The 23,210-nt window shown below is 69.9% G+C and carries 22 protein-coding genes; 7 read left to right on the plus strand and 15 right to left on the minus strand.

Annotated features, from left to right (window positions below; translation table 11 throughout):
- Positions 1–121: 121 nt before the first annotated feature.
- On the minus strand, positions 122–1,471 hold the full coding sequence (locus AB0C38_RS38155) for a hypothetical protein (protein ID WP_360682647.1): 1,350 nt from the start codon (positions 1,469–1,471) through the stop codon (positions 122–124).
- Positions 1,472–1,579: 108 nt separating this feature from the next.
- Here AB0C38_RS38155 and AB0C38_RS38160 point away from each other — a divergent pair, with 108 nt between their 5' ends.
- The 3 genes from AB0C38_RS38160 to AB0C38_RS38170 are packed head-to-tail and all read left to right on the plus strand — an operon-like array spanning position 1,580 to position 3,705.
- Positions 1,580–2,668, plus strand: a complete 1,089-nt coding sequence (locus AB0C38_RS38160; RefSeq protein ID WP_360682648.1) for an LLM class flavin-dependent oxidoreductase — start codon at positions 1,580–1,582, stop codon at positions 2,666–2,668.
- Positions 2,665–3,252: an FMN reductase gene (locus AB0C38_RS38165; protein ID WP_360682649.1), complete on the plus strand. Its 588-nt coding sequence runs from the start codon at positions 2,665–2,667 to the stop codon at positions 3,250–3,252. Before AB0C38_RS38160 ends, AB0C38_RS38165 begins: the two co-directional genes overlap by 4 nt.
- An 18-nt stretch (positions 3,253–3,270) precedes the next feature.
- Positions 3,271–3,705, plus strand: coding sequence for a VOC family protein (locus AB0C38_RS38170; protein WP_360682650.1), 435 nt, complete (start codon positions 3,271–3,273; stop codon positions 3,703–3,705).
- A gap of 311 nt (positions 3,706–4,016) precedes the next feature.
- Here the strand turns inward: AB0C38_RS38170 and AB0C38_RS38175 are convergent, their stop codons facing one another.
- From AB0C38_RS38175 to AB0C38_RS38190, 4 genes are all read right to left on the minus strand, one after another.
- Positions 4,017–5,342 (minus strand): DUF222 domain-containing protein, encoded by a 1,326-nt coding sequence (locus AB0C38_RS38175; protein WP_360682651.1) that lies wholly within the window; start codon positions 5,340–5,342, stop codon positions 4,017–4,019.
- A 162-nt stretch (positions 5,343–5,504) separates the two neighbouring features.
- Positions 5,505–6,104: a hypothetical protein gene (locus AB0C38_RS38180; RefSeq protein WP_360682652.1), complete on the minus strand. Its 600-nt coding sequence runs from the start codon at positions 6,102–6,104 to the stop codon at positions 5,505–5,507.
- A gap of 1 nt (position 6,105) precedes the next feature.
- Positions 6,106–6,564: an SRPBCC family protein gene (locus AB0C38_RS38185; protein ID WP_360682653.1), complete on the minus strand. Its 459-nt coding sequence runs from the start codon at positions 6,562–6,564 to the stop codon at positions 6,106–6,108.
- Positions 6,561–6,896: a metalloregulator ArsR/SmtB family transcription factor gene (locus AB0C38_RS38190; RefSeq protein ID WP_360682654.1), complete on the minus strand. Its 336-nt coding sequence runs from the start codon at positions 6,894–6,896 to the stop codon at positions 6,561–6,563. Before AB0C38_RS38190 ends, AB0C38_RS38185 begins: the two co-directional genes overlap by 4 nt.
- Before the next feature lie 133 nt (positions 6,897–7,029).
- Between AB0C38_RS38190 and AB0C38_RS38195 the strand changes: the two genes are divergently transcribed.
- The 3 genes from AB0C38_RS38195 to AB0C38_RS38205 are packed head-to-tail and all read left to right on the plus strand — an operon-like array spanning position 7,030 to position 9,524.
- Positions 7,030–8,460: a serine hydrolase domain-containing protein gene (locus tag AB0C38_RS38195; protein WP_360682655.1), complete on the plus strand. Its 1,431-nt coding sequence runs from the start codon at positions 7,030–7,032 to the stop codon at positions 8,458–8,460.
- Complete coding sequence (locus AB0C38_RS38200) at positions 8,427–8,843, plus strand: PGPGW domain-containing protein (protein ID WP_360682656.1); 417 nt, start codon at positions 8,427–8,429, stop codon at positions 8,841–8,843. The genes AB0C38_RS38195 and AB0C38_RS38200 overlap by 34 nt, the downstream gene beginning before the upstream one ends.
- 18 nt (positions 8,844–8,861) lie before the next feature.
- The gene (locus tag AB0C38_RS38205) at positions 8,862–9,524 is read left to right on the plus strand and encodes a TetR family transcriptional regulator (RefSeq protein ID WP_360682657.1); all 663 of its coding nucleotides are present in this window, start codon (positions 8,862–8,864) and stop codon (positions 9,522–9,524) included.
- Here AB0C38_RS38205 and AB0C38_RS38210 read toward each other — a convergent pair.
- The 8 genes from AB0C38_RS38210 to AB0C38_RS38245 all read right to left on the minus strand — a co-directional run bounded on the left by AB0C38_RS38210 (position 9,484) and on the right by AB0C38_RS38245 (position 20,182).
- Entirely contained in the window at positions 9,484–10,137 is a 654-nt protein-coding gene (locus tag AB0C38_RS38210) for an epimerase (protein WP_360682658.1), read from the minus strand. The two genes, AB0C38_RS38205 and AB0C38_RS38210, sit on opposite strands and share 41 nt — an antisense overlap.
- A gap of 8 nt (positions 10,138–10,145) precedes the next feature.
- On the minus strand, positions 10,146–10,544 hold the full coding sequence (locus AB0C38_RS38215) for a carboxymuconolactone decarboxylase family protein (protein ID WP_360682659.1): 399 nt from the start codon (positions 10,542–10,544) through the stop codon (positions 10,146–10,148).
- Positions 10,545–10,620: 76 nt separating this feature from the next.
- Complete coding sequence (locus tag AB0C38_RS38220; RefSeq protein WP_360682660.1) at positions 10,621–13,008, minus strand: DNRLRE domain-containing protein; 2,388 nt, start codon at positions 13,006–13,008, stop codon at positions 10,621–10,623.
- 84 nt (positions 13,009–13,092) lie between these two features.
- The gene (locus tag AB0C38_RS38225; RefSeq protein ID WP_360682661.1) at positions 13,093–15,594 is read right to left on the minus strand and encodes a LamG-like jellyroll fold domain-containing protein; all 2,502 of its coding nucleotides are present in this window, start codon (positions 15,592–15,594) and stop codon (positions 13,093–13,095) included.
- 29 nt (positions 15,595–15,623) lie between these two features.
- Positions 15,624–16,598 (minus strand): ABC transporter permease, encoded by a 975-nt coding sequence (locus tag AB0C38_RS38230; RefSeq protein ID WP_360682662.1) that lies wholly within the window; start codon positions 16,596–16,598, stop codon positions 15,624–15,626.
- Positions 16,595–17,557 carry an ABC transporter permease gene (locus AB0C38_RS38235; protein WP_360682663.1) on the minus strand — a complete coding sequence of 321 codons (963 nt, stop codon included), beginning with the start codon at positions 17,555–17,557 and terminating at the stop codon, positions 16,595–16,597. Before AB0C38_RS38235 ends, AB0C38_RS38230 begins: the two co-directional genes overlap by 4 nt.
- Positions 17,550–19,106, minus strand: a complete 1,557-nt coding sequence (locus tag AB0C38_RS38240) for a sugar ABC transporter ATP-binding protein (protein ID WP_360682664.1) — start codon at positions 19,104–19,106, stop codon at positions 17,550–17,552. The genes AB0C38_RS38235 and AB0C38_RS38240 overlap by 8 nt, the downstream gene beginning before the upstream one ends.
- The gene (locus AB0C38_RS38245) at positions 19,106–20,182 is read right to left on the minus strand and encodes an ABC transporter substrate-binding protein (protein ID WP_360682665.1); all 1,077 of its coding nucleotides are present in this window, start codon (positions 20,180–20,182) and stop codon (positions 19,106–19,108) included. Before AB0C38_RS38245 ends, AB0C38_RS38240 begins: the two co-directional genes overlap by 1 nt.
- Before the next feature lie 154 nt (positions 20,183–20,336).
- On the opposite strand from AB0C38_RS38245, the gene AB0C38_RS38250 reads away from it, so the two are divergent.
- A complete protein-coding gene (locus tag AB0C38_RS38250) occupies positions 20,337–21,338 on the plus strand; it encodes a LacI family DNA-binding transcriptional regulator (RefSeq protein WP_360682666.1) in 1,002 nt (333 codons plus the stop codon).
- A gap of 4 nt (positions 21,339–21,342) precedes the next feature.
- On the opposite strand, the gene AB0C38_RS38255 is transcribed toward AB0C38_RS38250, so the two are convergent.
- Both AB0C38_RS38255 and AB0C38_RS38260 read right to left on the minus strand, forming a co-directional pair.
- The gene (locus tag AB0C38_RS38255; RefSeq protein WP_360682667.1) at positions 21,343–21,699 is read right to left on the minus strand and encodes a hypothetical protein; all 357 of its coding nucleotides are present in this window, start codon (positions 21,697–21,699) and stop codon (positions 21,343–21,345) included.
- Between the two features lie 228 nt (positions 21,700–21,927).
- A complete protein-coding gene (locus tag AB0C38_RS38260; protein WP_360682668.1) occupies positions 21,928–23,082 on the minus strand; it encodes an AAA family ATPase in 1,155 nt (384 codons plus the stop codon).
- Between the last annotated feature and the right edge of the window lie 128 nt (positions 23,083–23,210).

Genomic DNA, 23,210 nt, shown 5'->3' on the forward strand with positions numbered 1-23,210 from the left:
GGATCGTGGCTCGCGAAAGTGCTGGTGGTGGTACGGACTCGGCCTGCACCGTACTGCAGGATATCCGCCCACCCCGACAACTTCCGCGCGCTCCCTGTCCCGGAGTGGCGCGCGCCGCCCGCTAACGGGGGTCGTAGCCCAGGTCGGGCCACAGGCCCAGCAGGGCTTCGATCTTCCGCGGGACCTGGAAGCTGTTCCGGAAGTTCGGCTTCTCGCCGATCGTGGCGAGGCCCTTGCGGAGGTCGCCGAACGCCGGCCTCGCGGCCGTCTCCCGGGTCAGGATGTAGCAGTACGTGCGGCGCGGGTAGGCGAACTCGTCGGTGTACGCCTGCAGCACGAGACCGGGGGCCTCGATCCGCGACCCGACCAGGGCGCGCCCCTGCTTCTGACTGTAGACGCGGATCACGTGCACGCCTGTGCGGAGCGTGCGCGGCGGGTCCTGGCCCTGGCCGTCGTCGGCCCAGAACAGCTCGACGCGGAACGGCTGTTCGCCGTTCTCGCCGGGGTGCGTGTACTCGCGCGTCAGCTCTTCGAGCCGGTACTCGGCCTCGGCCGACGGCTCGCCGCCCTCGACGAGGCTGACGAGGTACAGCTCGGCCGGCCGCGGCCAAGGGGGGCGGGGCACGTTGACGGCTTCGGGTGTGTCGGACTCGGTCTCCGCCGCAACCGGTTCCGCCACTTCGGCTGTCGGCACGGTGACGGCGGGGGATTCCGGCTCCACCGGGTCGGCTGCGGTGGGCGGTGGGGAATCGGCTACCTGCGGAACGGCCGGGGCGGGTGCCGCGGGCCGGACCGGCGACGGCGACGGCGGCGGCGGCGGAGTCGGTGCGGGGCGGACCGGGGAGGGCGCCGGTGTCGCGGCGGCGGGCCGGACGGGCGTCGCCGGGCGGCTCGTCACCACGGGCCGGGCGGCCGGCGCGGAGCGGGTGGGGGTGGCGGGGCGCTGCGCGGTGACCAGCTTGCCGGCGCCGTACTGCTCCAGGAGGGGCTCCAGATCACTCGCCGTCAGCGAAGGTCCCGCCAGGTCGCACCACTCGAGCCAGGCCTCCTGGGCCTCCTCGACGGTGTTCTTCTCGTGGGAGACGGTCACCGCCTCGAACAGCTGCCGCGGGCCCGCGGCGGTGACGTCGGCCGAGCCGACCACCACGAACGACGGATCGTCCTCGGCGATCACCAGCTTCGCGTTCAGCCCGCGCAGCGAGTGCACGATCACACCTGCCTTCACCCAGTGCAGCAGGGCGTGCGGACTCGTCGCACCGGACAGCACAGTGTCCAGGCTCGCGTCCGTGATCACCGTGTCACCGGGTTCCAGAGGCAGCAGCGCGGCCGCGCCGGGACCGACGTGGCCGAAGGCGGCCACCAGGTTCCGGCGAGGCGCGAGCAGTGGGGTGATCGAACCCCAGATGTCGCGGCCCGTGAGAAGTCGTACCGAACGTTCTGCCAGACCCAGCCGACCGAGCTCCGCGTCCATGTCCTTGACCTTACTGGGTGCCCCCTACGGCGTTGACGGCCGGAATATCTCTTGCTTGGAAGTAGTTGAACGCGCATGTAAGATGGGGGTCGCGAAGGGAGCAAGGTCATGCAGTTCGGAATCTTCACGGTGGGCGACGTCACGACCGATCCCACGAACGGCACCACGCCCACGGAGCACGAGCGGATCAAGGCGATGGTCCGGATCGCGCTCAAGGCCGAGGAGGTCGGGCTCGACGTCTTCGCGACCGGCGAGCACCACAACCCGCCGTTCGTGCCGTCGTCGCCCACGACGATGCTGGGGCACATCGCGGCGCAGACGTCGAAGATCATCCTCTCGACGTCGACGACGCTGATCACCACGAACGACCCGGTGAAGATCGCCGAGGACTTCGCGATGCTGCAGCACCTCGCCGACGGCCGCGTCGACCTCATGATGGGCCGCGGCAACACCGGCCCGGTCTACCCGTGGTTCGGCGAGGACATCCGCCAGGGCATCCCGCTGGCGATCGAGAAGTACGCGCTGCTGCGCCGCCTCTGGCGCGAGGACGTCGTCGACTGGTCCGGCAAGTTCCGCACGCCGCTGCAGGGCTTCACGTCCACCCCGCGGCCCCTGGACGACGTCCCGCCGTTCGTGTGGCACGGGTCGATCCGCAGCCCGGAGATCGCGGAGCAGGCGGCGTTCTACGGAGACGGCTTTTTCGCCAACCACATCTTCTGGCCGACTTCGCACTTCCAGCAGCTGATCGCGTTCTACCGGCAGCGCTTCGAGCACTACGGCCACGGGACGGCGGACCAGGCGATCGTCGGCCTGGGCGGGCAGGCGTTCATCCGCCCCAAGTCCCAGGACGCGTGGAACGAGTTCCGTCCGTACTTCGACAACGCGCCGGTGTACGGCCACGGCCCGACGCTGGAGGAGTTCACCGACCAGACGCCGTTGACCGTCGGCAGCCCGCAGGAGGTCATCGACAAGACGCTGACGTTCCGCGAGCACTTCGGTGATTACCAGCGCCAGCTGTTCCTGATGGACCACGCGGGCCTGCCGCTGAAGACGGTGCTGGAGCAGCTGGACCTGCTGGGCTCGGAGGTGGTGCCGGTGCTGCGCAAGGAGCTGGACTCGCTGCGGCCGGCGCATGTTCCGGACGCACCGACGCACGCGTCGCTGGCGGCTGCGGCTTCGGCGGCGGTGCCGGCATGAAGCTCGCGGTGGTGACGGCGGGGCTGTCGGTCCCGTCGTCGACCCGGCTGCTGGCGGACCGCCTGGCGGCGGCGACGGTCGCCGCGTCGCCGGAGCCGGTGTCGGTCTCGGTGGTCGAGCTGCGCGACATCGCACTGGACGTGACGAAGAACCTCCTGACGGGCTTCCCGAGCCCGGCGTTGCGTTCGGCGATCGCTTCGGTGGTCGACGCCGACGCGTTGATCGTGGTGACGCCGGTGTTCACGGCCGGGTACAGCGGACTGTTCAAGTCGTTCTTCGACGTGCTGGACGCGGACTCGTTGACGGGCAAGCCGGTGCTGCTCGCAGCGACGGGCGGGACAGAGCGGCACTCACTGGTCCTCGACTACCAACTGCGGCCGTTGTTCGGGTACTTGAAGGCGGACCCGGTCGCGACGGGGGTGTACGCGGCTTCGTCGGACTGGGGGAGCGGAGAGGGAGCGCTGCAGCGGCGGATCGAGAAGGCGGGAGCGGAGCTGGCCTCACTCACCGCCGGCCGCCCCGCGGCGGCTGAGGAGCCGGCGTTCATCCCGTTCGACCAGCTTCTGGCGGGCGCGGGCGAGTGATCCCGCTAAAGTGGGCGGATGGGGTCGATCAGACAGGTCCAGATCACGTTCGACTGTGCGGAACCCGAGCGCGTGGCGCGGTTCTGGTGCGAGGTGCTGGGGTACGTCGTCCCGCCGCCACCGGAGGGATTCGCGAGCTGGGACGAGTTCGACAGCTCGTTGCCGCCCGAGCGCCGGGGTTCGGCGTTCGCCTGCGTTGACCCCTCGGGTGCGGGGCCGCGGCTGTTCTTCCAGCGGGTGCCGGAAGGCAAGGTCGCGAAGAACCGGGTGCACCTTGATGTGCGGGTCGGGACTGGGTTGGTGGGGGAGGAGCGCTTGGCGGCGCTCGAGGCGGAGTGCGCGCGGTTGATCGCGCTCGGGGCGGTGCAGGAGCGGGTGCTGCTGGCCGATGGTTTCAATGAGTCGTGCATCGGGATGCGGGACATCGAAGGCAACGAGTTCTGTCTCGACTGAGGTTCTGACCTGTTGGGGCGGATGGGTAGCGGCTCGCTCTCGCTGGGGCCGGTCGGCGTGGGCTGGGCGTGACCGGCTGCCTGGAGCTGGGCGCGCTGGGCGTGGGCTGAGGATGCGGCTGAGCGTGGGGTGCGGCCTGGAGCTGTTGCCTGGTGGTGTGGGGTCTGAGCAGGCAGAGATGGCTGGCCGCTTATGTGGTGCCGATGGCCTGAGGTGTGGGCCGGAGTGGCGACCCGCCGCTCGTCGTTGCGGATAGCTTGGGGCGTGGGTGTAGGCCCGTAGCCGGTGGCTGCGGGCCTTTCCCATATTGGTCACGCTGCGAAGGGCAACGGCTGGTGGAGGTTGTTGCGCCTGGGTTTTCGGCGGCGGTCCAGGAACGCCGGTGGCAGGAACTCAGGCAATCCGTCGGCCGCGATGCGGACTTGCCAGCCGGAGCGGTGCAGTAGTCGGTGGTGGTGGGCGCACATCAGGACCAGGTTGCCGAGGTTGGTGGGGCCGCCGTCGGCCCAGTGGCGGATGTGGTGGCCTTGGCAGTGCCGGGGTGGGCGGTGGCAGCCGGGGAAGGCGCAGCCGCGGTCGCGCAGGTAGAGCGCTCGGCGGAGTGGGGTGGAGATCAGACGGTGTTGGTGGCCGAGGTCGAGGGGTTCGCTTTTGGTGCCGAGGACTGCGGGGATGAGTTTGCAGTCGCAGGCGTGGATTCGGGCCTCGGCCGCTGACATGGTGCCGAGGTCGCCGAGGGTGGCTCGGCCGGCGCTGGCCTTGGGTAAACTGCCGAAGTCGCCGAGGGTGTCCCGGCCGATGCCGGCGTTGGGCGTGGTGTCGGTATCGCCGAGGGTCGCCTGGCCGATGCCGGACTTCAGGTCCGCCAATGACACCGCGATCATCACGTGGGCTCGTTCCCCGGCTTGCATCGGCAGGTCTGGGGTGTTGAGGGCGAGGTCGATCGTGTCGGAGAAGGCGTCGCCGTAGCGTTCCTGTGGGGAACGGAGGTCTGGGCCCTCGTCGGTGGTGCGGCGTTGGGCCAGGGAGTCCAAGAGTGCGTTGGCGCGGGTGCCGGTCTCGTCGTCGAAGCGGCCGTTCAGTTCCCAGATCCCGGTTCTTTTGCGCCGCAAGGAAAGCTCGCGGCTGGGGGTGGCCGGTTCAGCCTCGTCGGGCTCGGCGCCATCAGGGTCGAGGTGGGCCACGATTCGCGCACCCAACGCCGCGACCTGCTTGTAGCCGGCGTCTTCGGCGAAGGTCAGCAAATCGCGTTCGGCGTCGTCGCGATGTTCAGGCGGGACCTGGATGAGCGCGCCGACGATGGTGTCGATCATCGGATTGCTCAACCGGCCATCCAAGGCAACAAGGCCGGTGGCGGGAGCAACCGCGGGGATCGGCGTGCCGCCGAGGTTGCGGCCGGGCGTAAGGGCTCGGGCTCGTTTGACCACGGTCTCAGCGGCAGACTTGGGAACATCGGCGAGGTGCTCGAAAAGTCGCGCTACAGACCGGTATCCGAACAACTCCATCACGCCGCGGGACTCGATTTCCGCGAGCAGAGAACCGATCTCAGCCTCGGCAGACCGCACAACGGTGAGCAGCGCGGAGATGCAGTCGGCCAAGGCCGCCGCATCCGCTTTCCACGCCGTTTCGCTGTCCACACACCAAGATTACCGGCAGTCGAACGCACGGTCATCACACGACAGGGTGATCCACTATAAGTTCGGCAGGGGCGCCGTTGCGTGGGGAATCGGCGCTCCGGCACCGAGCAGCAAGCAACCACAGGAAGCGCCGATTTCCCACGCCCCGGCGAAGCCGCATCTTTAAGACTGTGGGTACCGAACCCGATAACGCAAGTGAGTAACCCCAACCCCGGCAACAACTTCAACCTGCTCAAGCGAAGCGTCAGTATGAAGATCGGAGAAGTACCGAACCCCCGACCCGAGCAGAACGGGCACAAGATCGATCCGCACCTCATCGAGAAGCCCAAGATTCAGGCACTGCTGAGCAATATTCGGCCCGGAGACCCCAGCACTGCCATCCCCGGCAGCCACAGCCAGCTCGACAGCACGCGAGACGGAAGAGACAAAGGTGAACGGCGCAAGATGAGAAGCGGGCCAGTCCGAAGGCGGAGGCTGGTGAGTGACAACGAAAGCTGCACCCCCACCAGGCGGATTCCCGCCCCAGCCATGGGTGTAGTCGAACACCCGCCGCCCGCAGACGAACGCGCCGTGGCGAACAGTGTCCAAAAAGGAACGCAAGTAGTCCGCGCTGGCCGGGGAAACGCGGAACGTCATCGGGTAGCCCACCATCGGCACCTCGACGTCGCCCGCGGTGTACCAGTCGAACAATGGCCCGACCGAGTCGTCGGGCCGCGCGACGAACCCGTCCAATGACATGCAGAAGCTTGCGACGACAGCCATCTCAGCCCGCCAGCACTTTGTCGAGCCGCTCGTACGACTCCGTCATCCCGCGGCTCATCCCGCTCTCCAGAGCCGCGTCGCGCGCCTCGATCGACGGGAACACCGAGTGGGTCACCATGCGCGTGCGGCCGCCGAGGTCGGTCAGTGCCATCGAGTCGAGCGTGACTTCGCCTGGCGCACCGAGGAATTCGAAAGTCTGGACGATCCGGTCGGCGCTCACCGTGTGGTAGACGCCGCGGAAGCGGTACTCGCCACGCTCGTCGCGGTGGATGTAGTCGTAGGTGCCCCCGGATCGGGCGTCGAACTCGACGATCTCCATCTCCATGCCGTGCGGGCCCAGCCAGCGCACGATCAGCTCCGGGTCGGTGTGCGCGCGGAACACCGCCGACGGCGGGGCCGCGAACTCGCGGGTGACCTCGATGAACGGCGTTCCGGGCTGCGCGGTGATCGTGGTGCTCACGGCGTTTCCTCCAGGGTGTCCAAGACGGCGTCGAGCCGCCGGTAGCTGCGTTCGGTGGCCAGCCGGTAGGTGTCGATCCAGCCGGTGAGGGCTTCGAGGGCGGACGGCACGAGGTGGCACGGCCGGCGCTGCCCGTCGCGGCTGCGCGTGATCAGCCCGGCCTGCTCCAGCACCTGGATGTGCCGGGACACGGCCTGCTTCGTGATCGCGAAGGGCTCGGCCAGCTCGTTGACCGTCGCTTCGCCGCGTGACAGCCGCGCGATCAACGCCCGGCGCACCGGGTCGCCGAGGGCGGTGAACGCCCGGTCCAGCGCCTCCTCGTCAACCGCCATCTTTATCAACCAATCTGTTTATCAACTGATGAGTTGAATATAGCCGCGCTGTCAAGGTCCTGCCGAAAGTCGGGGGTGACCGACGTCGTCCGGCAGCGGCCGTCGACCCCGCCCAGTACCTACGTTGACCCCCATGACCAGGCTTTTCCTCGTGCTCGCGGCCCTCCTGCTGGGCACCGCGACCCCGGCCACCGCCGCCGCGGCGCCGGACATAGACGGGTACGTCCGCGCCTACCTCGACCACACGGACCTGCCGGGCGCCGCGGTCGCCGTCACGCACGGCGGCGACGTCGTCCGCGTCGCGGGCTACGGCCACGACGCCTCGGGCACGCCCATCACCGCGTCGACCCGGCTGCCGATCGCGTCGCTGAGCAAGTCCATGACGGCCTTCGCGGTGCTGCAGCTCGTCGAAGCGGGCCGGATCGGGCTCGACGAGCCCGTGCCGCGCTACCTGCCCGGCTTCCGGCTCGCCGACCCGCGCGGCGCGCGGATCACCGTCCGGATGCTGCTGGACCAGACGTCCGGGATGGCCGACTCCGCGTTCCCCGACCTCCGGCTGTCGCAGCCGCACACCCTCGCCGAAGCGGTTGAGCGCCTGCGTGACGCGGGCTTGGCGAGCGAGCCCGGGACGGAGTTCCACTACCACAACCCGAACTACGAGGTGGCCGCGCGAATCGTCGAGGTCGTGGCCGGGCAGCCGTTCGCGGAGTACCTCCGGACGCGGCTGTTCGCCCCGCTCGGGATGACGTCGAGCACCAGCGTGGACGAGCCGCCGGCCGGGACCACCGGGTACGTCCGGGCGTTCGGGTTCGAGGTCCCGGCGGCCGAGCCGGACTGGTTCACCGGCGGCAGCCACGGCGTCGTCACCACCGCCGAGGACCTGGCGAAGTGGCTGATGGCGCAGCAGAGCGGCGGCGGCGTGCTGTCCCCGGCTTCGGTCGCGCTGGCGCACACCCCGGCCCCCGGCCGCGAATACGCACTGGGCTGGGGAAGCTACCGGCCGGGCCAGCTCTCCCACAACGGCGAGTGGTTCACCCACACCGCCGCGCAGATCCTGCTGCCCGGCGGCTACGGCATCGCGGTGCTGGCCGGCACCGGCCTCGCCCTGGACAACGACGCCGAGTCGCTGGCCCAAGGCCTGGTCACGCTCGTCCAGGGTGGTTCTCCGGAGCCCGCGCTGCCGGCCGGGGTGATCGCGGACCGGGTCCTCGCGGCGCTGGCGTTGCTCGCCGTGGGGCTAGCTGTGCTGGGCGTCCGGCGGGCCCGGCGGAAGCCCCGGTGGTGGCGGGTCGTGCCGCCGCTGCTGCCGCTCGTCCCGCTCGCGTTCCTGCCGCAGCTGCTCGGGGTGGTATTCGCCGGCCGGCGGGGTACCTACGCCCAGGTGCTCTACGTCTGGCCGGGGCTCGTGGCCGCGCTCGGCGTGGTCGCGCTGGCGGGCCTGGCCGTCGCCGCAGCGCGGGTCCGGGTGCTCGTGAGTGGCACGCGGAGCCGTAACCAGGAAGAATCGGACGAAACGAGGGGAGACGCCCAGTGGGCATCGGCAAACAGGCGAAGCGGATCCTGATCGTGGTGGCGGGTGGCGTCCTGCTGGTGGTCGGGGTGCTGCTGCTCGTCCTGCCCGGCCCCGGGCTGCTGCTCGTGCTCGCGGGGCTCCTCGTGCTGGCGTCGGAGTTCCCGGCGCTCGAGAAGTACGTCGACCCGGTGCGCGACCGCGCGATGAAGGCGGCCGAAGACAGCGTGTCGTCGCCGCTGCGGATCGCCGGCTCGGTCGTGGCCGGCCTGGCGTTGCTGGCGGCGGGCATCGTCTGGGGCACGGTGAAGTGGCTGCCGTTCAGCGGCTGGAGCACCGGGTCGAGCCTGATCCTGTCGTCGGTGATCCTCTTCGCGCTGCTGGGCTGGAGCTATCGGCGGGTCAAGACGCGGCGGGAGACCGCCCACCACGGCTGACCGGATACTGTCGGCGCCATGAGCGCCGGATTCCAGCGAGCCCGGCGGCCCGAGCAGATCGAGGCGCGCCGCACCGCGATCCTCGCCGCCGCACGGGAGCTCCTGGCCGAGCGCCCGGTCGCCGACATCAGCCTGCGGGAGCTCAGCTGCCACGTCGGGCTCGCGAAGTCCAATGTGCTCCGCTACTTCGACAGCCGAGAGGCGATCTTCCTCGAGGTCCTCGACACGGCGTGGACGGCGTGGCTCGACGACCTCCAAGGAAAGCTCGGCGACCCGGCGCCGGCGGATCCCGGCTTCGCGCGCGAAGAGCGTGTCGCGGGGAAGATCGCCTCGACGCTCGCCGAGCGGCGGTTGCTGTGCGAGCTGATCAGCTCGATGGCGCCGGTGCTGGAGCGCAACATCTCGCTGGAGTTCGCCCGCGATTTCAAACGCCGCGCGGCCGGCAGCACCGAACGGCTCGGCGCGCTGGTCCGGACGCGGGTGCCGGAGCTGTCGGCCGACGGCGCCCGGCAGTTCGCCCTCGGGGTCGTGGTCCTGGTGTCGGGCGCGTGGCCGCTCGCGAACCCGACCGACGTCGTGGCGACGGCGGCGGCCGAGGTGGGGCTGACTCCGGAATTCGCGGCCGGGCTGGCCGAGGGGCTCACGAACCTGCTGGCCGGGCTCGTCGCGCGGCGGCGGTGACGATGTCGGCGTTCTCGAGCACCGGCTTCTCGTAGCCGTTCTCGGCGACTTCCAGCATCGCCAGGCCGAGTTCCCGGTTGGTCGTCACGAAGCGGGGGAGCAGCCGCCGCAGCACCGGGTACAGCGGCATCGCGACGCGGTAGAGCGTTCGGTACAGCGTGGTCTTCGACGTGACCCCGTGCAGCGGCTGGATGTAGCCGGGGCGGACGGAGAACGTCCGCAGCGGCAGCCTCGCCAGCGCGTTCTCGGTGGCGCCCTTGACGCGCGCCCAGCGCACCCGGCCGCGTTCGGTGCTGTCGCTGCCGGCACCCGAGACGTACACGAAAGTGGTGTCCGCCGGCAGCTTCCCGGCCACCGAAAGGGTGAGCTGGTAGGTGATCCGCTCGTACTCCTCCGGCGCCATGCCGACCGAGGACACGCCGAGGCAGAAGAAGCACACGTCGTACCCGGTGATCGGCTCGAGGGCGAACAGGTCCTTTTCGACGCGTGCGGTGAGCTTCGGGTGCTCCTCGCCGAGGGCGGACCGGCCGATTGCGAGCACGGCCTCGACCCGCTCGTCGAGCAGGCACTCGCGCAGCAGGCCCCGCCCGACCATGCCAGTCGCGCCGAACACCACGGCCCTCATCGGTCCGCCACGGGCAGCAAGCCGCGTTCGCCGAAGACCTTCTTCGCCACGGCGGTCGCGTTCAGCGCGCGCGGGAACCCGCAGTAGGCGGCCGACTGCAGCAGCGCCTCGACGATCTCCTCGGGGGTGAGCCCGGCGTTGAGGGAGGCGTTGACGTGCACCTCCAGCTGCGGCTCGCACCCGCCGAGCGCGGTCAGCATGCCGAGCGTGACGAGCTGCCGATCCCGCGGCACGAGCTGCGGCCGCGTGTAGATCTCGCCGAACCCCCAGGCGACGAGGCTGTCGGCCAGCTTCGGCGAGATGTCGGCGAGGCCGTCGAGCACGCGCTGCGCGGTCTCCTCGCCGTTGAGGTCAATCAGTGCCTGGTGGCCGCGTTCGAAGCGATCTTCGGTCATGTCGGCGACGGTAGCGGCTGGAGCGGGCTCCAGGTCAAACCGCGACGGCCACCCCGCCGGGTGGCCGTCGCGGGTGTCAGACCGCGTGCGCGGTGCGGGCCGAGGTGCCCGTGTTCACGTAGACGTAAAAGCTGGTCCCCGTCTCGTCCGTCCGGGTGCCCGCCGTGTTCGTGCTCCACAGCCGCAGCTGCACGTACGAACCGCTCGTCCGGTCGGCCGGCACGTCGAAGCCGATCGTCGCCGTGCCGTCGGGCCCCGGGGCCACCGTCGTCTCCGGACCCGAGTCCACCGCGTACCCGTAGGACGCGAGGTTCGCCTGCACCGGCGACAGGGTGCACTGGATGTGCTGCCCCGGCGCCACCGACCAGCCGGTGGCGTCACACTCGAACCGCGGCGCCGAGTAGTTGACGTAGAACGTGTAGCCGCCCTGCTCGGAAACGCTGCCGTCGGCGAACTTCGTGGTCGCGTAGATGCTGTTGATGTACGGCTCGGTCGGGGTGAACACGACACTGGCGGTGCCGTCCGGTCCCGCGGCCACCGTGCCGTGCACCCCGTTGTCGAACTCGTACGTGTAGCTCACCGCGCCGGGCACGGGCGAGGAGAACACGAACGTGCCCGGGACGCCGACCGCCCCGGTCATGCCGCCGCCCTCCGGGTACTCCGCGCTCGTCACCTTCGGCTTGTTCGAGGCGACCGAGACGTTCAGGCCGCCCCAGCCGGAGTTCTGGCCCGAAGCCGTGGTCGTGTAGCCGTAGAACGAGCCCCACGACGACGTCGCCGGCGTGAGCGTGACGGTCGCGGTGCCGTCCGCATCGAGCGGCACGGTGCTCATCTCGCCGTCGTTCCAGTGGTAGGTGAACGAGACCGACCCGGGCAGGACGGCGTGCACCCGGAACTGCGCGGGCAGGCCCTGGGTCGGGTTCGCGGTCAGCGACTCGACCTCCGGCTCGCCGGGCTCGCTCACGACCGTCTCACTGCTCTCCGACGTCAGGTACCCGGTGGCGAGCTGGGCCCGCACGGACAGCTGGAGGTAGGTGAGGTCCGGGTCGGTCGGGGTGACCTGCACCGTCGCCGTGCCGTCCGGGCCGGCCGCCACGGTGTCGTCCGGCTGGTTGCCCAGGTGGTAGACGTACGCAGTGACCGGCGTGCTGCCGACGGGCGTGAAGGTGCACGTCCGCGCCACACCGACGAAGTCGTCGAACGGCGCGCAGGTGACTCCGGGCTGGTTGGAGGCGACCCAGAACCGGTAGCCGGCCGACGGCGACTGGTTGCCCGCCGCGTCGACGGACACCGCGCCGATGCTCACCGGTCCGCTGGTCTTGGGCGCGTACCGGACGGTCGCCTTGCCGCCCTTGCGGTCGGCGGCGACGTACCCGCCGTCCCATCGGAAGCCGACGACGTCCTTGTCCCCCTTGGCGTCGAACACGAACGTGCCGGGCACACCGGTGCCGCCGGCGCCCGGAGGTGCCTGGGCCGCGTAGTCGGCCGAGGTGATCACCGGGGCGGCCGCGGGCGGCGTGAAGTCCGTGGTGAACTTGCAGGTCCCGCTCCACGGTCCCCAGACGCCCTGGTAGTCCTTACCCCGTGCCTGCCAGACGTAGGTGACGCCTTCGGTGAGGAACGAGTCCGCGTCGGTCCAGATCTCGCCGTTCAGGCCGGCGCCCATGGTGCCGACGGTCTTGCGCTGGTCCGGCGCGTCGGCGGGCCAGAACGCGAACTCCCCGTTGATGATGGAGTCGTCCCCGTCGGGCACCGTGGCGCTCAGGTGCGCCTGGCGCGAGACCACGGTCGGTTTCGCCGTGCACGCCTGGTAGTTGACGGAGAGCCCGGACGGCTTGCCCGGTGTCTTGTCGAAGGTGAGCCCGAGCACCGCGCGCGGGTTGTACTCACGGCCGGACGCCGGGTCGTTCTGCTGGTCCTCGGGCAGGCGCAGGACGAAGGTCGCCGTGGTGCGCCCGGCGTCCATCGCGGCCTGGATCGCCGCGGTGACCGTCCAGGTCACCTGCCGCGAAGGGCACGAAGAGTCGATGTACGGGCCGGTGGCCTTGACGAGCTCCGCCGGCTGGTTGTTCCAGGTCGGCTTCTTCGCGGGGTCGGTCAGCCAGACCTCGGTCGAGCGAGGGTGGGCGCAGTCAGTGACGGCGGTTTCGCCGGTGCTCACGTACGCGCGCTCGAGCGGGTTGCCCTTCAACGCGGAGATGTCGAAGGTGACGTAGGACTTGAACACGTGGTTCGTGCCGCCGGCGTAGGTGTGCGCGCCGACCGGCGCGTTCCCTGGCTGGTTGACAAAACTCGCCTTCGGCGCCGCCGAGTCGACGTAGGCCCACGACGACGCCGTGGTCTCGGTGACCGTCTGCGCCGAGGCCGGGGCCGCGGTGAGCACCGCCGTGCCGGTCGCGACCAGCGCTGTGACGAGTGTGAGGACGCCCGCTCTGGCGGGCAGGAACGATCTTCGAGAGCCCAAAAGGCTCACCCCCTGAAATGCGAGACCCGGGGACCGCGATCGCGGTCCCCGGGCCCAACACGCTTCAGGAGTGCTTCCGGTTGCCTACTTCCCGCTGGAGTACAACGCGCTCACGTCCGCGTCGGACAGAGCCCGGTCGTAGACGTGGACCTGGTCGACCGCCCCGTCGAGGTAGTCGACCGGGCCGCCGCCGTACTTGCCGCGGCCGATCACCGTGTGGCCCGTCGATGCGTCGCCGAGGCAGACGCTCTTCGTGGCCGCCAACTGCCCGTCCACATACAGCTTCAGCGTGCCCGCAGCCGCGTCGCGGACGCCGACCACGTGGTACCAGCGGTTCGCCTCCGGTGCCGTGGGCGCCAGGGCCCGCGTGCCCACGAAGCTCATCGCCAGCCGGTGGTCCTGGCCCGAGTACTGCAGGAAGAACGCGCTGGTGCTGTCGCCGTCCTGGCTCACCACGGTCTGGAAGCCGTCGCCGACCGCGTTGAACTTGACCCACGCGGCCGCGCTGTAGCTGCCTTCGGTGTTCACCAGGGACGCGCCGGTGTCGGCGAACTGGCCGGAACCGTTGACGGCCAAGGCCGAACCACTCTTGCCCTCGGTCCAGGACGCGCCGCCGACGAGCGTCGCGTCGTGGTCGCCGACCGCGTCCGCGGCCACCGTGCCCGTGTTCTCGTCGAACGGGTACGCCGCGATGCCGTCGATGCCCGGCGTTCCCGCGGGTACCGAGGGGCCGGACACCGGGGCACCGGTGGCGCCCTTGATGACCGCGAGGTTCGCCGCGCGGACCGCCGCGAAGTCCATCTTCTTCACCTGCCGGTCGTAGGTGAAGAAGCCGTTGACCTCCTTCTCGACGTCGGTGGTCTGCGTGTAGACGCCGGCCGAGACGCCGCACCGCTGGGCGACCAGCAGCAGGCGCTGCTGCAGCTCGCCGTAGCGCCGGGTCAGCGTCGCGCTGTCGGGCTCCATCTCGTAGGCGAAGCTGCCCGCCGGGTCGAACTCGTGCCCGGCGACCTTCAGACCGAGGCCGCCGTACTCGCCGTCGACCGCCGCACGCGTCCCGGTCTGCACCGGTGTTCCGGGCCCGGTGTAGGTGTGGTCGTCGTAGATGTCACCCTTGCCGCTGTCCGGTTCGGACCTACAGCAGTTGACGCCGGATTCGGCGTTCACCAGCCGCGACGGGTCCCAGGACTTGACCTCGTCGGCGATGCGGCCGACCTCGTAGTCGCCCCAGCCCTCGTTGAACGGCACCCACGTGACGATCGACGGGAAGCTGCGGTGCTGGTCGATCATCCGCTTCATCTCGGACTCGTAGTTGACGCGCGACGCGGCCGACGGCTCGACGTCGTCCTTCATCGCCGGCATGTCCTGCCACACCATCAGCCCGAGCTTGTCGGCGTAGTAGTACCAGCGGTCCGGCTCGACCTTGATGTGCTTGCGCACCATGTTGAAGCCGAGCGCCTTCTCCTGCTGCAGGTCGAACTTCAGCGCCGCGTCGGTCGGGGCGGTGTAGATGCCGTCCGGCCAGAAACCCTGGTCGAGCGGGCCGACCTGCATGACGAACTTGCCGTTGAGCAGCATCCGCTGCTTGCCGTCGGCGGTCTTGCCGACGCTGATCGACCGGATGCCGAAGTACGAACCCACTTCGTCGCCGCCCGACAGCTTGACGCGCAGGTCGTAGAGGAACGGGTCGTCCGGCGACCACAGGTGCGGCCGGTCCACCTTGAGCTTCAACGGCTTGTTCGCGTCCCCGCTGACCCGCCCGACCGGGCGGCCGTGGTCGTAGGCGACGGCTTCGACGCGCTGCTTCACCGGCCCGCCGACCACGGCGTTCACCGTGACCGAGCCGGAAGCGACGTCGGGCGTGATGTCGAGCCGGTCGACGCGCGCCGAGGCCACCGGCTCCATCCACACGGTCTGCCAGATGCCGGAGGACGGCGTGTAGAAGATGCCGTCGCCGGGCTGGCGCTGCTTGCCGATCGGCTGCCCGCCCTGGTCGTTCGGGTCGGCGACGCCGACGACGAGCTCCTGGTTCTTGGCGGTGGTCAGCGCGTCGGTGACGTCGACGGAGAACGCGTCGTAGCCGCCGGTGTGGCGGGAGACGGTCTTGCCGTTGACGATGATCGTGGCGTCGTAGTCGACGGCCTGGAAGTGCAGCAGGAGCCGCTGGCCCTTGCCGACCTGCCAGTTCTTGGGGACCTCGAACGTGCGGCGGTACCACATGTTCGTCTCGTGGCGCATGATCCCGGACAGCGCGGACTCGACCGGGTACGGCACGAGGATCCGCTCGCCGAGCGTCTTCCCGATCGGCGCGGCCTCACCCGGGGTCGCCTTGGCGAACTCCCAGACGCCGTTGAGGTTCTGCCACTTGTCGCGGGTCAGCTGCGGCCGCGGGTAGTCGGGGAGGGCGTTCGACGGCGAGACGTCCTTCGTCCACGGCGTCGACAGCGGCGGGGTCAGCCGTTGCCATTGGGGTCCAGCGGGCGCGGCGCTCGCCGCCGCCGGCACAGTGCCGAGACCGGCGACCGCGACGGCGAACGCGGCGGCGGCGGTCAGCCATCTCCGGGTTTTTCGGGCAGGGCGGAACATCGTTGAGACCTCCTGGTGGGGGACGGGGCTCAGCGGGTTCGGGAACGCGCCAGCAGGCGCTGGATCACCACGACGACGAGCAGGAAAGCCCCGCTCACCACCGTCTGGTAGTTGGAGTCGAGGGTGCCGATCTGGTTGATGACGTTCTGGATCAGCGTGCGCAGCAGCACGCCGACGAGGGTGCCGATGATCGTCCCGGCGCCGCCGGTGAGCAGCGTGCCGCCGATGACGACGACGGAGATCGCGTCGAGCTCGGTGCCGACGCCGATCACCGTGACGCCGGACTGCAGGTACGCGGCGGTGAGGACGCCGGCGAACCCGGCGAGCGCGCCGCTGAGCGTGTAGAGGCTGATCTTGGTGCGGGCCACCGGAAGGCCCATCAGCAGCGCGGACTGCTCGGCGCCGCCGATGGCGAACACCGACTGCCCGAACCGGGTGCGGCGCAGCAGCAGCCCGCCGAGCGCGAACAGGACGAGTGTCAGGTACACCGGGACGCCGATGCCGAAGATCGTGCCCTGCCCGAGCCAGAGGAACGCCGATCCGGGGTCCACTTTGTACGTCGTCGCACCCTCGGACGTGAGGGCCAGCAACAGACCCCGGGCGAACAACAGCGACGCCAGCGTGACGATGAACGGCGCCATCCCGGTGCGCGCGATGAGCATGCCGTTGACGAACCCGATCAGCGAACACACCGCGAGCGGTAACAGGATCGCGACGATGAGCCCGTACTGCGCGCCGTACGCGGCGAGGACGCCGCCGAGCGCGTAGTTCGAGCCGACCGACAGGTCGATGCCGCCGGAGATGATCACGAACGTCATGCCCAGCGCGATCACCGCGAGGAACGAACCCTGCAGCACCAGGCTGCGCAGGTTGTCCGCGGTGCCGAAGTGCGGGAACGCGAACCACGACGCGGCGAGGCCGAGCACGAGCACGACAGCCGCGCCCTGACGCTGCAGGACGCCCGCGAACGCCGCGTTGCGGGCCTGGGTCTGGGTCGCGGTCATTTGCTGCTCCGCTCACGGGCGACGTAGACCGCGACGATGATGATGGCCGCCTGGACCATCTGCGCGGTCGAGTCCGGCAGGTTGTGCTTGATCAGGGTGGCTTGGACGAGCTGCATGAGCAGGGCACCGAACACGGTGCCGAGCACGCGGACCCGGCCGCCGGTCAGCGGGGTGCCGCCGACGACGACCGCGGTGATCGCGGACAGTTCCATGAGCAGGCCGACGTCGCTCGGGTCGCTGGCGGCCAGCCGGGACGTCGCCAGCACGCCGGCCATCGCGGCCAGCGCCCCGGAGATGACGTAGACGCTGATGAGCACGCGCTTCACCGGCAGCCCGGCCAGGGTGCTGGCGGCGCGGTTGCCGCCGACCGCGACCAGGTGCCTGCCGAACGTCGTGCGCTGCACGACCAGCCCGGCCAGCACCGCGAGCACGCCCGCGACGATGACCATGATCGGCACGCCCAGGAGGTCGCCGGTACCCAGCTCCAGGAACTCCTGGTTGCGCACCTGGACGAGCTGGCCGTGGGCGATCACCAGGGCGAGTCCCCGGCCGCCGACGAGCAACGCGAGGGTCGCGATGATCGGCTGGATCCCCAGGTACGCCACCAGGTATCCGCTGAAGAGGCCGGAGACCACACCCGCGATGACGGCGACGATGATCGCCATCAGCGGGCCCGCGCCCAGGTAGAGCGGGATGAGCGCGGCGGAGATCGCCATCACCGAGCCGACCGACAGGTCGATGCCTTCGGTGCCGATCACCAGCGCCATGCCGAGCGCGACGATGCAGACCGGCGCCGCCTGCACCAACTGGGTGCGGAAGTTGGCCGCGGACAGGAAGTTCTCGGTGAAGAAGACGTTGAACAGCAGCAGCACGACGACGGCCAGGTAGACGCCGTAGTTCTGCAGCCACGCCGTGACTTTCGCGCGGTCCGGGGTCTTGGTCAGGGTGGCGCTAGACATCGTTGTCAGCCTCGGCTGCGATCGCGGTCAGGACGTTCTCCTCGGTGATGCGGTCGCCGGTCAGCTCGCCGACGACCGAGCCGTCGCGCAGCACGACCACGCGGTCGGAGCCGTCGATCAGCTCTTCCAGCTCGGACGAGATGAGCAGCACGCCGAGCCCTTCCTGCGCGAGCTCGTCGATCAGCGCCTGGACCTCGGCCTTGGCGCCGACGTCGATGCCGCGCGTCGGCTCGTCGAGCAGCAGGATCTTCGGTCCGGTGGCCAGCCAGCGGGCGAGCAGCACCTTCTGCTGGTTGCCGCCCGAGAGCTCGGACACCTTCTGCTCCGGGCTGGACGCCTTGATCCGCAGGCGTTCCATGAAGATCTTCACGACCTTGTCCTGCTTGGCCTTGCTGACCAGGCCGAACGGCGAGAGCGTCGGCAGTGCGGCGAGCACGATGTTCTCGCGGACCGACAGGTTGGGGATGATGCCGTCGGTCTTGCGGTCCTCGGCCAGCAGCGCGATCCCGGCCCGCATGGCGGCGGCGATCTTGCCCTTCTTGAGCGGTTTCCCCGCGAGCAAGACACTTCCGCCGTCGAGGGGGAACGCGCCGACGATGGCCCTCGCGGTTTCGCTGCGGCCTGAGCCGAGCAGGCCGGCGAGGCCGACGACCTCGCCGGGCCGGATGCTCACCGAGACGTCGTGCAGCTTCCGCATGCCGGCCAGGTGCTCCGCCTTGAGCAGCGGCTCGCGCTCGACGTCGTGTTCCTCGCCGAACGCCGTGACACCCTCTTCGCGGATCTGCTTGATCTCGCGGCCGAGCATCTTCGACACGAGCTCGATGCGCGGCAGGCTCTTCAACGGTCCACTGTGGACGACCCGGCCGTCGCGCAGGACGGTGACGCTTTCGCAGACCCGGTACAGCTCGTCCATCCGGTGGCTGACGTAGACGATCGCGATGCCTTCGGCGTGCAGCCGGTTGAGCACCTCGAAGAGCGTCTCGACCTCGCGCGGCTCGAGCGACGACGTCGGCTCGTCCATGATGACGACCTTGGCGTCGGTCGAGACCGCGCGGGCGAGGGCGACCATCTGCTGCGCGCCGACACCCAGGGTGTGCAGCGGGCGCTTGACGTCGTCGTCGATGCCGTAGCCCTTGAGCAGCTCGCGGGCGTCGGCGTACATCCGGGACCAGTCGACGAGCCCCGCTTTGGTGCGTGGCTCGCGGCCGAGGAAGACGTTGCCGGCGATGCTCATCAGCGGGACGAGGTTGACCTCCTGGTAGATCGTGGAGATCCCGGCCCGCTGAGCGTCGATCGGGCGCTTGAACGTCACCGGCTCGCCGAGGTGACGCACCTCGCCCTCGTCGGGCTGGTAGACGCCGGTGAGCACCTTGATCAGCGTCGACTTCCCGGCGCCGTTCTCGCCGACGAGCGCGTGCACCTCACCCGGTCGCAGCGCGAAGCTGACGTCGTCGAGCGCGAGGGTGCCGGGGAACCGCTTGGTCACCCCGGCCACCTCGAGCACCGGTGCGGTCGTCATGGCGACGTCCTCTTCGGTGGCTGCCGTCATCAGTACGCGTTCCCGACCTTCTGCGCGGCGTTGGTCTCGTCGTACTGGTCGTCGGTGATCACGATGCTGGCCGGGATCGGCTCGCCGTTCCCGAACTTCTGCAGCGTCTGGAAGGCCAGCGGGCCGAAGCGCGGGTTGGACTCGATCACGGCGTTGTAGCTGCCGTCGGCGATGAGCTGCACGGCGTTGCGGGTGCCGTCGACCGAGACGACCTTGACGTCCTTGCCCGGCGCCTTGCCGGCGGTCTTCAGCGCGTTGACCGCGCCGACGCCCATCTCGTCGTTTTCGGCGTAGACGGCGGTGATGTCCGGGTGGCTCTGGATGAGCTGCTCCATCACGGCCTGGCCCTTGGAGCGGTCGAACTCGCCGGTCTGCTCGGCGACCACGGAGAGGCCGGGGGTCTTGGCCAGCTCGTCCTTGAAGCCCGACGTGCGGTCGGTGGTCACGTTGTTGCCGGACGCGCCGAGCAGGATCGCGACCTTGCCGGTGCCGCCGGTGACCCGCGCCATCTCCTGCGCGGCGCGCTTGCCCTGTTCGACGAAGTTCGAGCCGATGAAGGTCAGGTAGTCGGTGCATGGCTGCGACGTCACCTTGCGGTCGATGGTGACGACCGGGACCTTCTTGGCCTTCGCCGCGTCGAGCGCGGGCTGGAGACCGTCGGAGTTCAGCGGCGCGACGACGAGCAGCTGGGCGCCGCGGTCGAGCATCGACTTGATGTCGCTGATCTGCTTGTTCAGGTCGCTCTGGGCGTTGGTGACGAGCAGCTTGTCGCCCGCGATGCCGAGCTTGGCGGCTTCGTCGCGAATGGACTGCGTCTCGGCGATCCGGAACGGGTTGGCTTCCTTTTCGGACTGGGAGAAACCGACCACCGCGGTCTTCAGGTCGACCTTGGCGTACCCGGTCTTGTCGAGGGTGCAGCCGTCGGCGGACGGGGCGACGGACTGGGCGGACGCGGCCGGCCCGCCGCCGCTGGAGGGGGCGGCCGGGGTCTCTTCCCGGCTGGTGCAGGAGGTGAGGGTGAGCGCGGCGGCGGCCGCGGTGACCAGGACCAGGCGGGGACGGGTGGACAGCGGCACGGTGACTCCTCGGGCAGCGACGGTGGGGCCCGCTCACCGGGGTGATCGGAGTCACCACGGGAGCCTTGAGGTACTTTTTACATCGTTGGAACAACGTTGTAAACCGGCAAAATGTCGCTATGCTGCGTGCTCACCACCTGAGAAGGAGCCGCCCGTGACCGTGACGCTCAAAGACGTCGCCACGCTCGCCGGAGTGTCGGTGAAGACGGTGTCGAACGTGGTGAACGGCTATGCCTTCGTCAAGCCGGAAAACCGGCGGCGGGTGGAGGAGGCGCTGGCGGCGACCGGGTACCGGCCCAACGTCGGCGCGCGCAACCTGCGTCGCGGCCGCACGGGGTTCCTGGCGCTGATGGTGCCGGAACTGTCGATCCCGTACTTCGGGGAGCTGGCCGGCCTGGTCATCACGGCGGCGCAGAAGCGCGGCTGGAGCGTCCTGATCGAACAGACGCAGGGGACGCGGTCGCGGGAGCGGGAGACGCTGTCGTCGCTGGGGCCGCACCTGGTGGACGGCGCGCTGGTGCACCCGGAGGCGCTGGAGGCCGCGGACTTCCCGTCGCCGGGCGAGATCCCGCTGGTGATGCTGGGCGAGCACGCGGTGGACGTGCCGATCGACCACGTGGCGATCGACAACGTCCTGGCGGCGCAGACCGCGGTGTCCCATCTGGCGTCCTTGGGTCGGACGCGGATCGCGGCGATCGGGCGCAACCCCGCTCGCGGGACGTCTTCCCAGCGTCTGGCCGGGTATCGCACGGCGTTGTCGTTGGCTGGACTGTCCTATTCGGACGCGCTGGTGGCGCCCGCGGAGAAGTGGCACCGCTCGGTGGGGGCGGCGGCGATGAGGTCGTTGCTGGCGTTGGATTCGCCGCCGGACGCGGTGTTCTGCTTCAACGACCTGCTGGCGATCGGCGCGTTGCGGGCGGTGGCGGAGCTGGGGCTGCGGGTGCCGGAAGACGTGGCGATCGTGGGCTTCGACAACAACGAAGAGAGCGCGTTTTCGCTGCCGGCGTTGACGACGATCGCCCCGGACAAGACGGCACTGGCCGAGGCGGCGATCGATCTCGTGCACCGGCGCATCACGGGGGACAAGACGTTGCCGGCGCAGGACATCCAGACGCCGTTCGCGTTGGAGATCCGGGAGAGCACGAAGGGCCGCTGAGGATTCAGCAGGGCGCGACGGCACCGGTTTCGCCGGCCGCGCACCAGCCAGGGTGGGTGGCGAGCCAGGCGTCCCGCTCGCGAATCACTTGCTCTTGGCTGAGTCCGCGGGCGGCGTTCAGGCAGCTACCGGTCTGGCAGTGCTCGGCGTTGGGCCGGGTGGTCTTGGGTGCGGACTTTGCCTTGGTGACCACGCTGGTCACTGTCGTGGGCACGGTTTCGGTCGTGGTGGAGGTGACGGTGACGGGTTCGGCGGTGATCGTGGTCGGCACCGGCTGAGGAGTCTGCGCGGCGGGCGCGGTCGTGCAGCCGCCGGCCAGCACGGCGACGGCGAACAGACCGGCGATGGCGAACGGACGCATGATCAGCACTTTCGGACGCGGCGGACGATCCACCCACGATCCGCCCCGGACAGCAAGGTCACCAGGGCCGTTGGACCCGACACGAACCGGCGAACTCGCGTACCCAGACAGCCAACTCGCGTACCCAGGCGGTCGGCTCACGTACCTGGCCAGTCGGTTCGTGAGCCGACCCTCCAGATACGCGAGCCGACCCTCTGGGTACGTGAGCCGACCGTCTGGATACGTGAGTCAGCGTGTGGGCCAGTGCCACGAGGGCCGGTCCAGGCGGCCTTGGCCTACCAGCTTTGTCTCCCCGCTCTCCTTTTCCAGCTCCAGCGCACCCACTTCGGCGACTTCGGACAGCGCGCGGGTCAGGGAGGCGGCGTGCGAGACCACCACCAGCTGGGTCTCCTTCGCCGCCGTCGCGATCAACCCGGCCAGGGCCGGGAGCAAGTCCGGGTGCAGCGAAGTCTCCGGCTCGTTCAGGACCAGCAGCTCAGGCGGCCGGGGCGTCAGCAACGCCGCCACCCACAGCAGGAACCGCAGCGTCCCGTCCGACAGCTCCGCCGCCGACAACGGACGCAGCAGACCGTGCTGGCGGAACTGGACCGACAGCACGCCGTCCTGGGAGAGCACCTCCACCGTCGAGCCCGGGAACGCCTGGTCCACCACCGAAGCCAGCTCCGCCGCGCGCCCGATCTCGATGATCGTGCGCAACGCCGCCGCCAGGTCCGCGCCGTCGTCGGACAGGACGACCGTGCGCGTTCCGATGCGGGGCTGGCGGGCCGGGGCCGACGCGTCCGTGCGGAAGTGGTCGTAGAACCGCCACGACCGGATCCGCTCGCGCACCACCAGCAGCTCCGGGCACGCCCGCGGGTCCGCGAACTCGCTCAGCATGCTGTCGGACAGCCGGATCTGATGGACATCCGAACCCCACCCGCCGGACGCGACCCGCGTGCGCACCGACGGCCCCGCTCGGTCGGCCAGCAAGGAAGCCGGCCGAAGGGAGGCACCCGCCCACACCGCCTCCCGCTTGAACTCCGGGTCCAGGTTGAACATCGTCTCCCGGTTCGGCACCGGCAGCCCCAGGTCGAGCGCGTAGCCGAACTCGTCGCCCGCGAACCCCAGCCGGAGCCCGACCGCCTTCGTGCGCACCGTGCCCTGGACGCGCGCACCCGGGCGCACCCCGTTCTCCGGGCCCGCCCACAGCGTCGACGGCAGTCCGCCTTCGCGCGCCAGCGCCGCCACCGCGCCATTGCGTGACGCGTCCGCCAGCAGCCGCAGCGCGCGGTACAAGCTCGACTTGCCGCTGCCGTTCGGCCCCGTCACGACGGTCAACCCGGACAGCGGCAGCACCAGGTCGCGCAGGGAGCGGTAGTTCTCGACGGCCAGCGTGGTCAACATGCCCCGAACCTAACCGCCACCCCCGACAGTTCGGATTCGTCCGATCTCTGTCCGGCGAAGCCGTTGACATCCACCGATTCCAGCAGCCAGAATCTCCAGTCGTCGATCCTATAGGATCTACGGTTTGC

Origin of the sequence: Amycolatopsis sp. NPDC048633, assembly GCF_040650695.1 — a bacterium.
Classification (GTDB): domain Bacteria; phylum Actinomycetota; class Actinomycetes; order Mycobacteriales; family Pseudonocardiaceae; genus Amycolatopsis.

Coding starts and splice junctions, on each gene's coding strand:
- AB0C38_RS38180 (WP_360682652.1), bottom strand. CDS start 6,104: ATGGCTGTCGTCGCAAGCTTCTGCATGTCATTGGACGGGTTCGTCGCG.
- AB0C38_RS38235 (WP_360682663.1), bottom strand. CDS start 17,557: ATGTCTAGCGCCACCCTGACCAAGACCCCGGACCGCGCGAAAGTCACG.
- AB0C38_RS38225 (WP_360682661.1), bottom strand. CDS start 15,594: ATGTTCCGCCCTGCCCGAAAAACCCGGAGATGGCTGACCGCCGCCGCC.
- AB0C38_RS38155 (WP_360682647.1), bottom strand. CDS start 1,471: ATGGACGCGGAGCTCGGTCGGCTGGGTCTGGCAGAACGTTCGGTACGA.
- AB0C38_RS38260 (WP_360682668.1), bottom strand. CDS start 23,082: ATGTTGACCACGCTGGCCGTCGAGAACTACCGCTCCCTGCGCGACCTG.
- AB0C38_RS38160 (WP_360682648.1), top strand. CDS start 1,580: ATGCAGTTCGGAATCTTCACGGTGGGCGACGTCACGACCGATCCCACG.
- AB0C38_RS38190 (WP_360682654.1), bottom strand. CDS start 6,896: ATGGCGGTTGACGAGGAGGCGCTGGACCGGGCGTTCACCGCCCTCGGC.
- AB0C38_RS38195 (WP_360682655.1), top strand. CDS start 7,030: ATGACCAGGCTTTTCCTCGTGCTCGCGGCCCTCCTGCTGGGCACCGCG.
- AB0C38_RS38170 (WP_360682650.1), top strand. CDS start 3,271: ATGGGGTCGATCAGACAGGTCCAGATCACGTTCGACTGTGCGGAACCC.
- AB0C38_RS38240 (WP_360682664.1), bottom strand. CDS start 19,106: ATGACGGCAGCCACCGAAGAGGACGTCGCCATGACGACCGCACCGGTG.
- AB0C38_RS38230 (WP_360682662.1), bottom strand. CDS start 16,598: ATGACCGCGACCCAGACCCAGGCCCGCAACGCGGCGTTCGCGGGCGTC.
- AB0C38_RS38255 (WP_360682667.1), bottom strand. CDS start 21,699: ATGCGTCCGTTCGCCATCGCCGGTCTGTTCGCCGTCGCCGTGCTGGCC.
- AB0C38_RS38205 (WP_360682657.1), top strand. CDS start 8,862: ATGAGCGCCGGATTCCAGCGAGCCCGGCGGCCCGAGCAGATCGAGGCG.
- AB0C38_RS38215 (WP_360682659.1), bottom strand. CDS start 10,544: ATGACCGAAGATCGCTTCGAACGCGGCCACCAGGCACTGATTGACCTC.
- AB0C38_RS38165 (WP_360682649.1), top strand. CDS start 2,665: ATGAAGCTCGCGGTGGTGACGGCGGGGCTGTCGGTCCCGTCGTCGACC.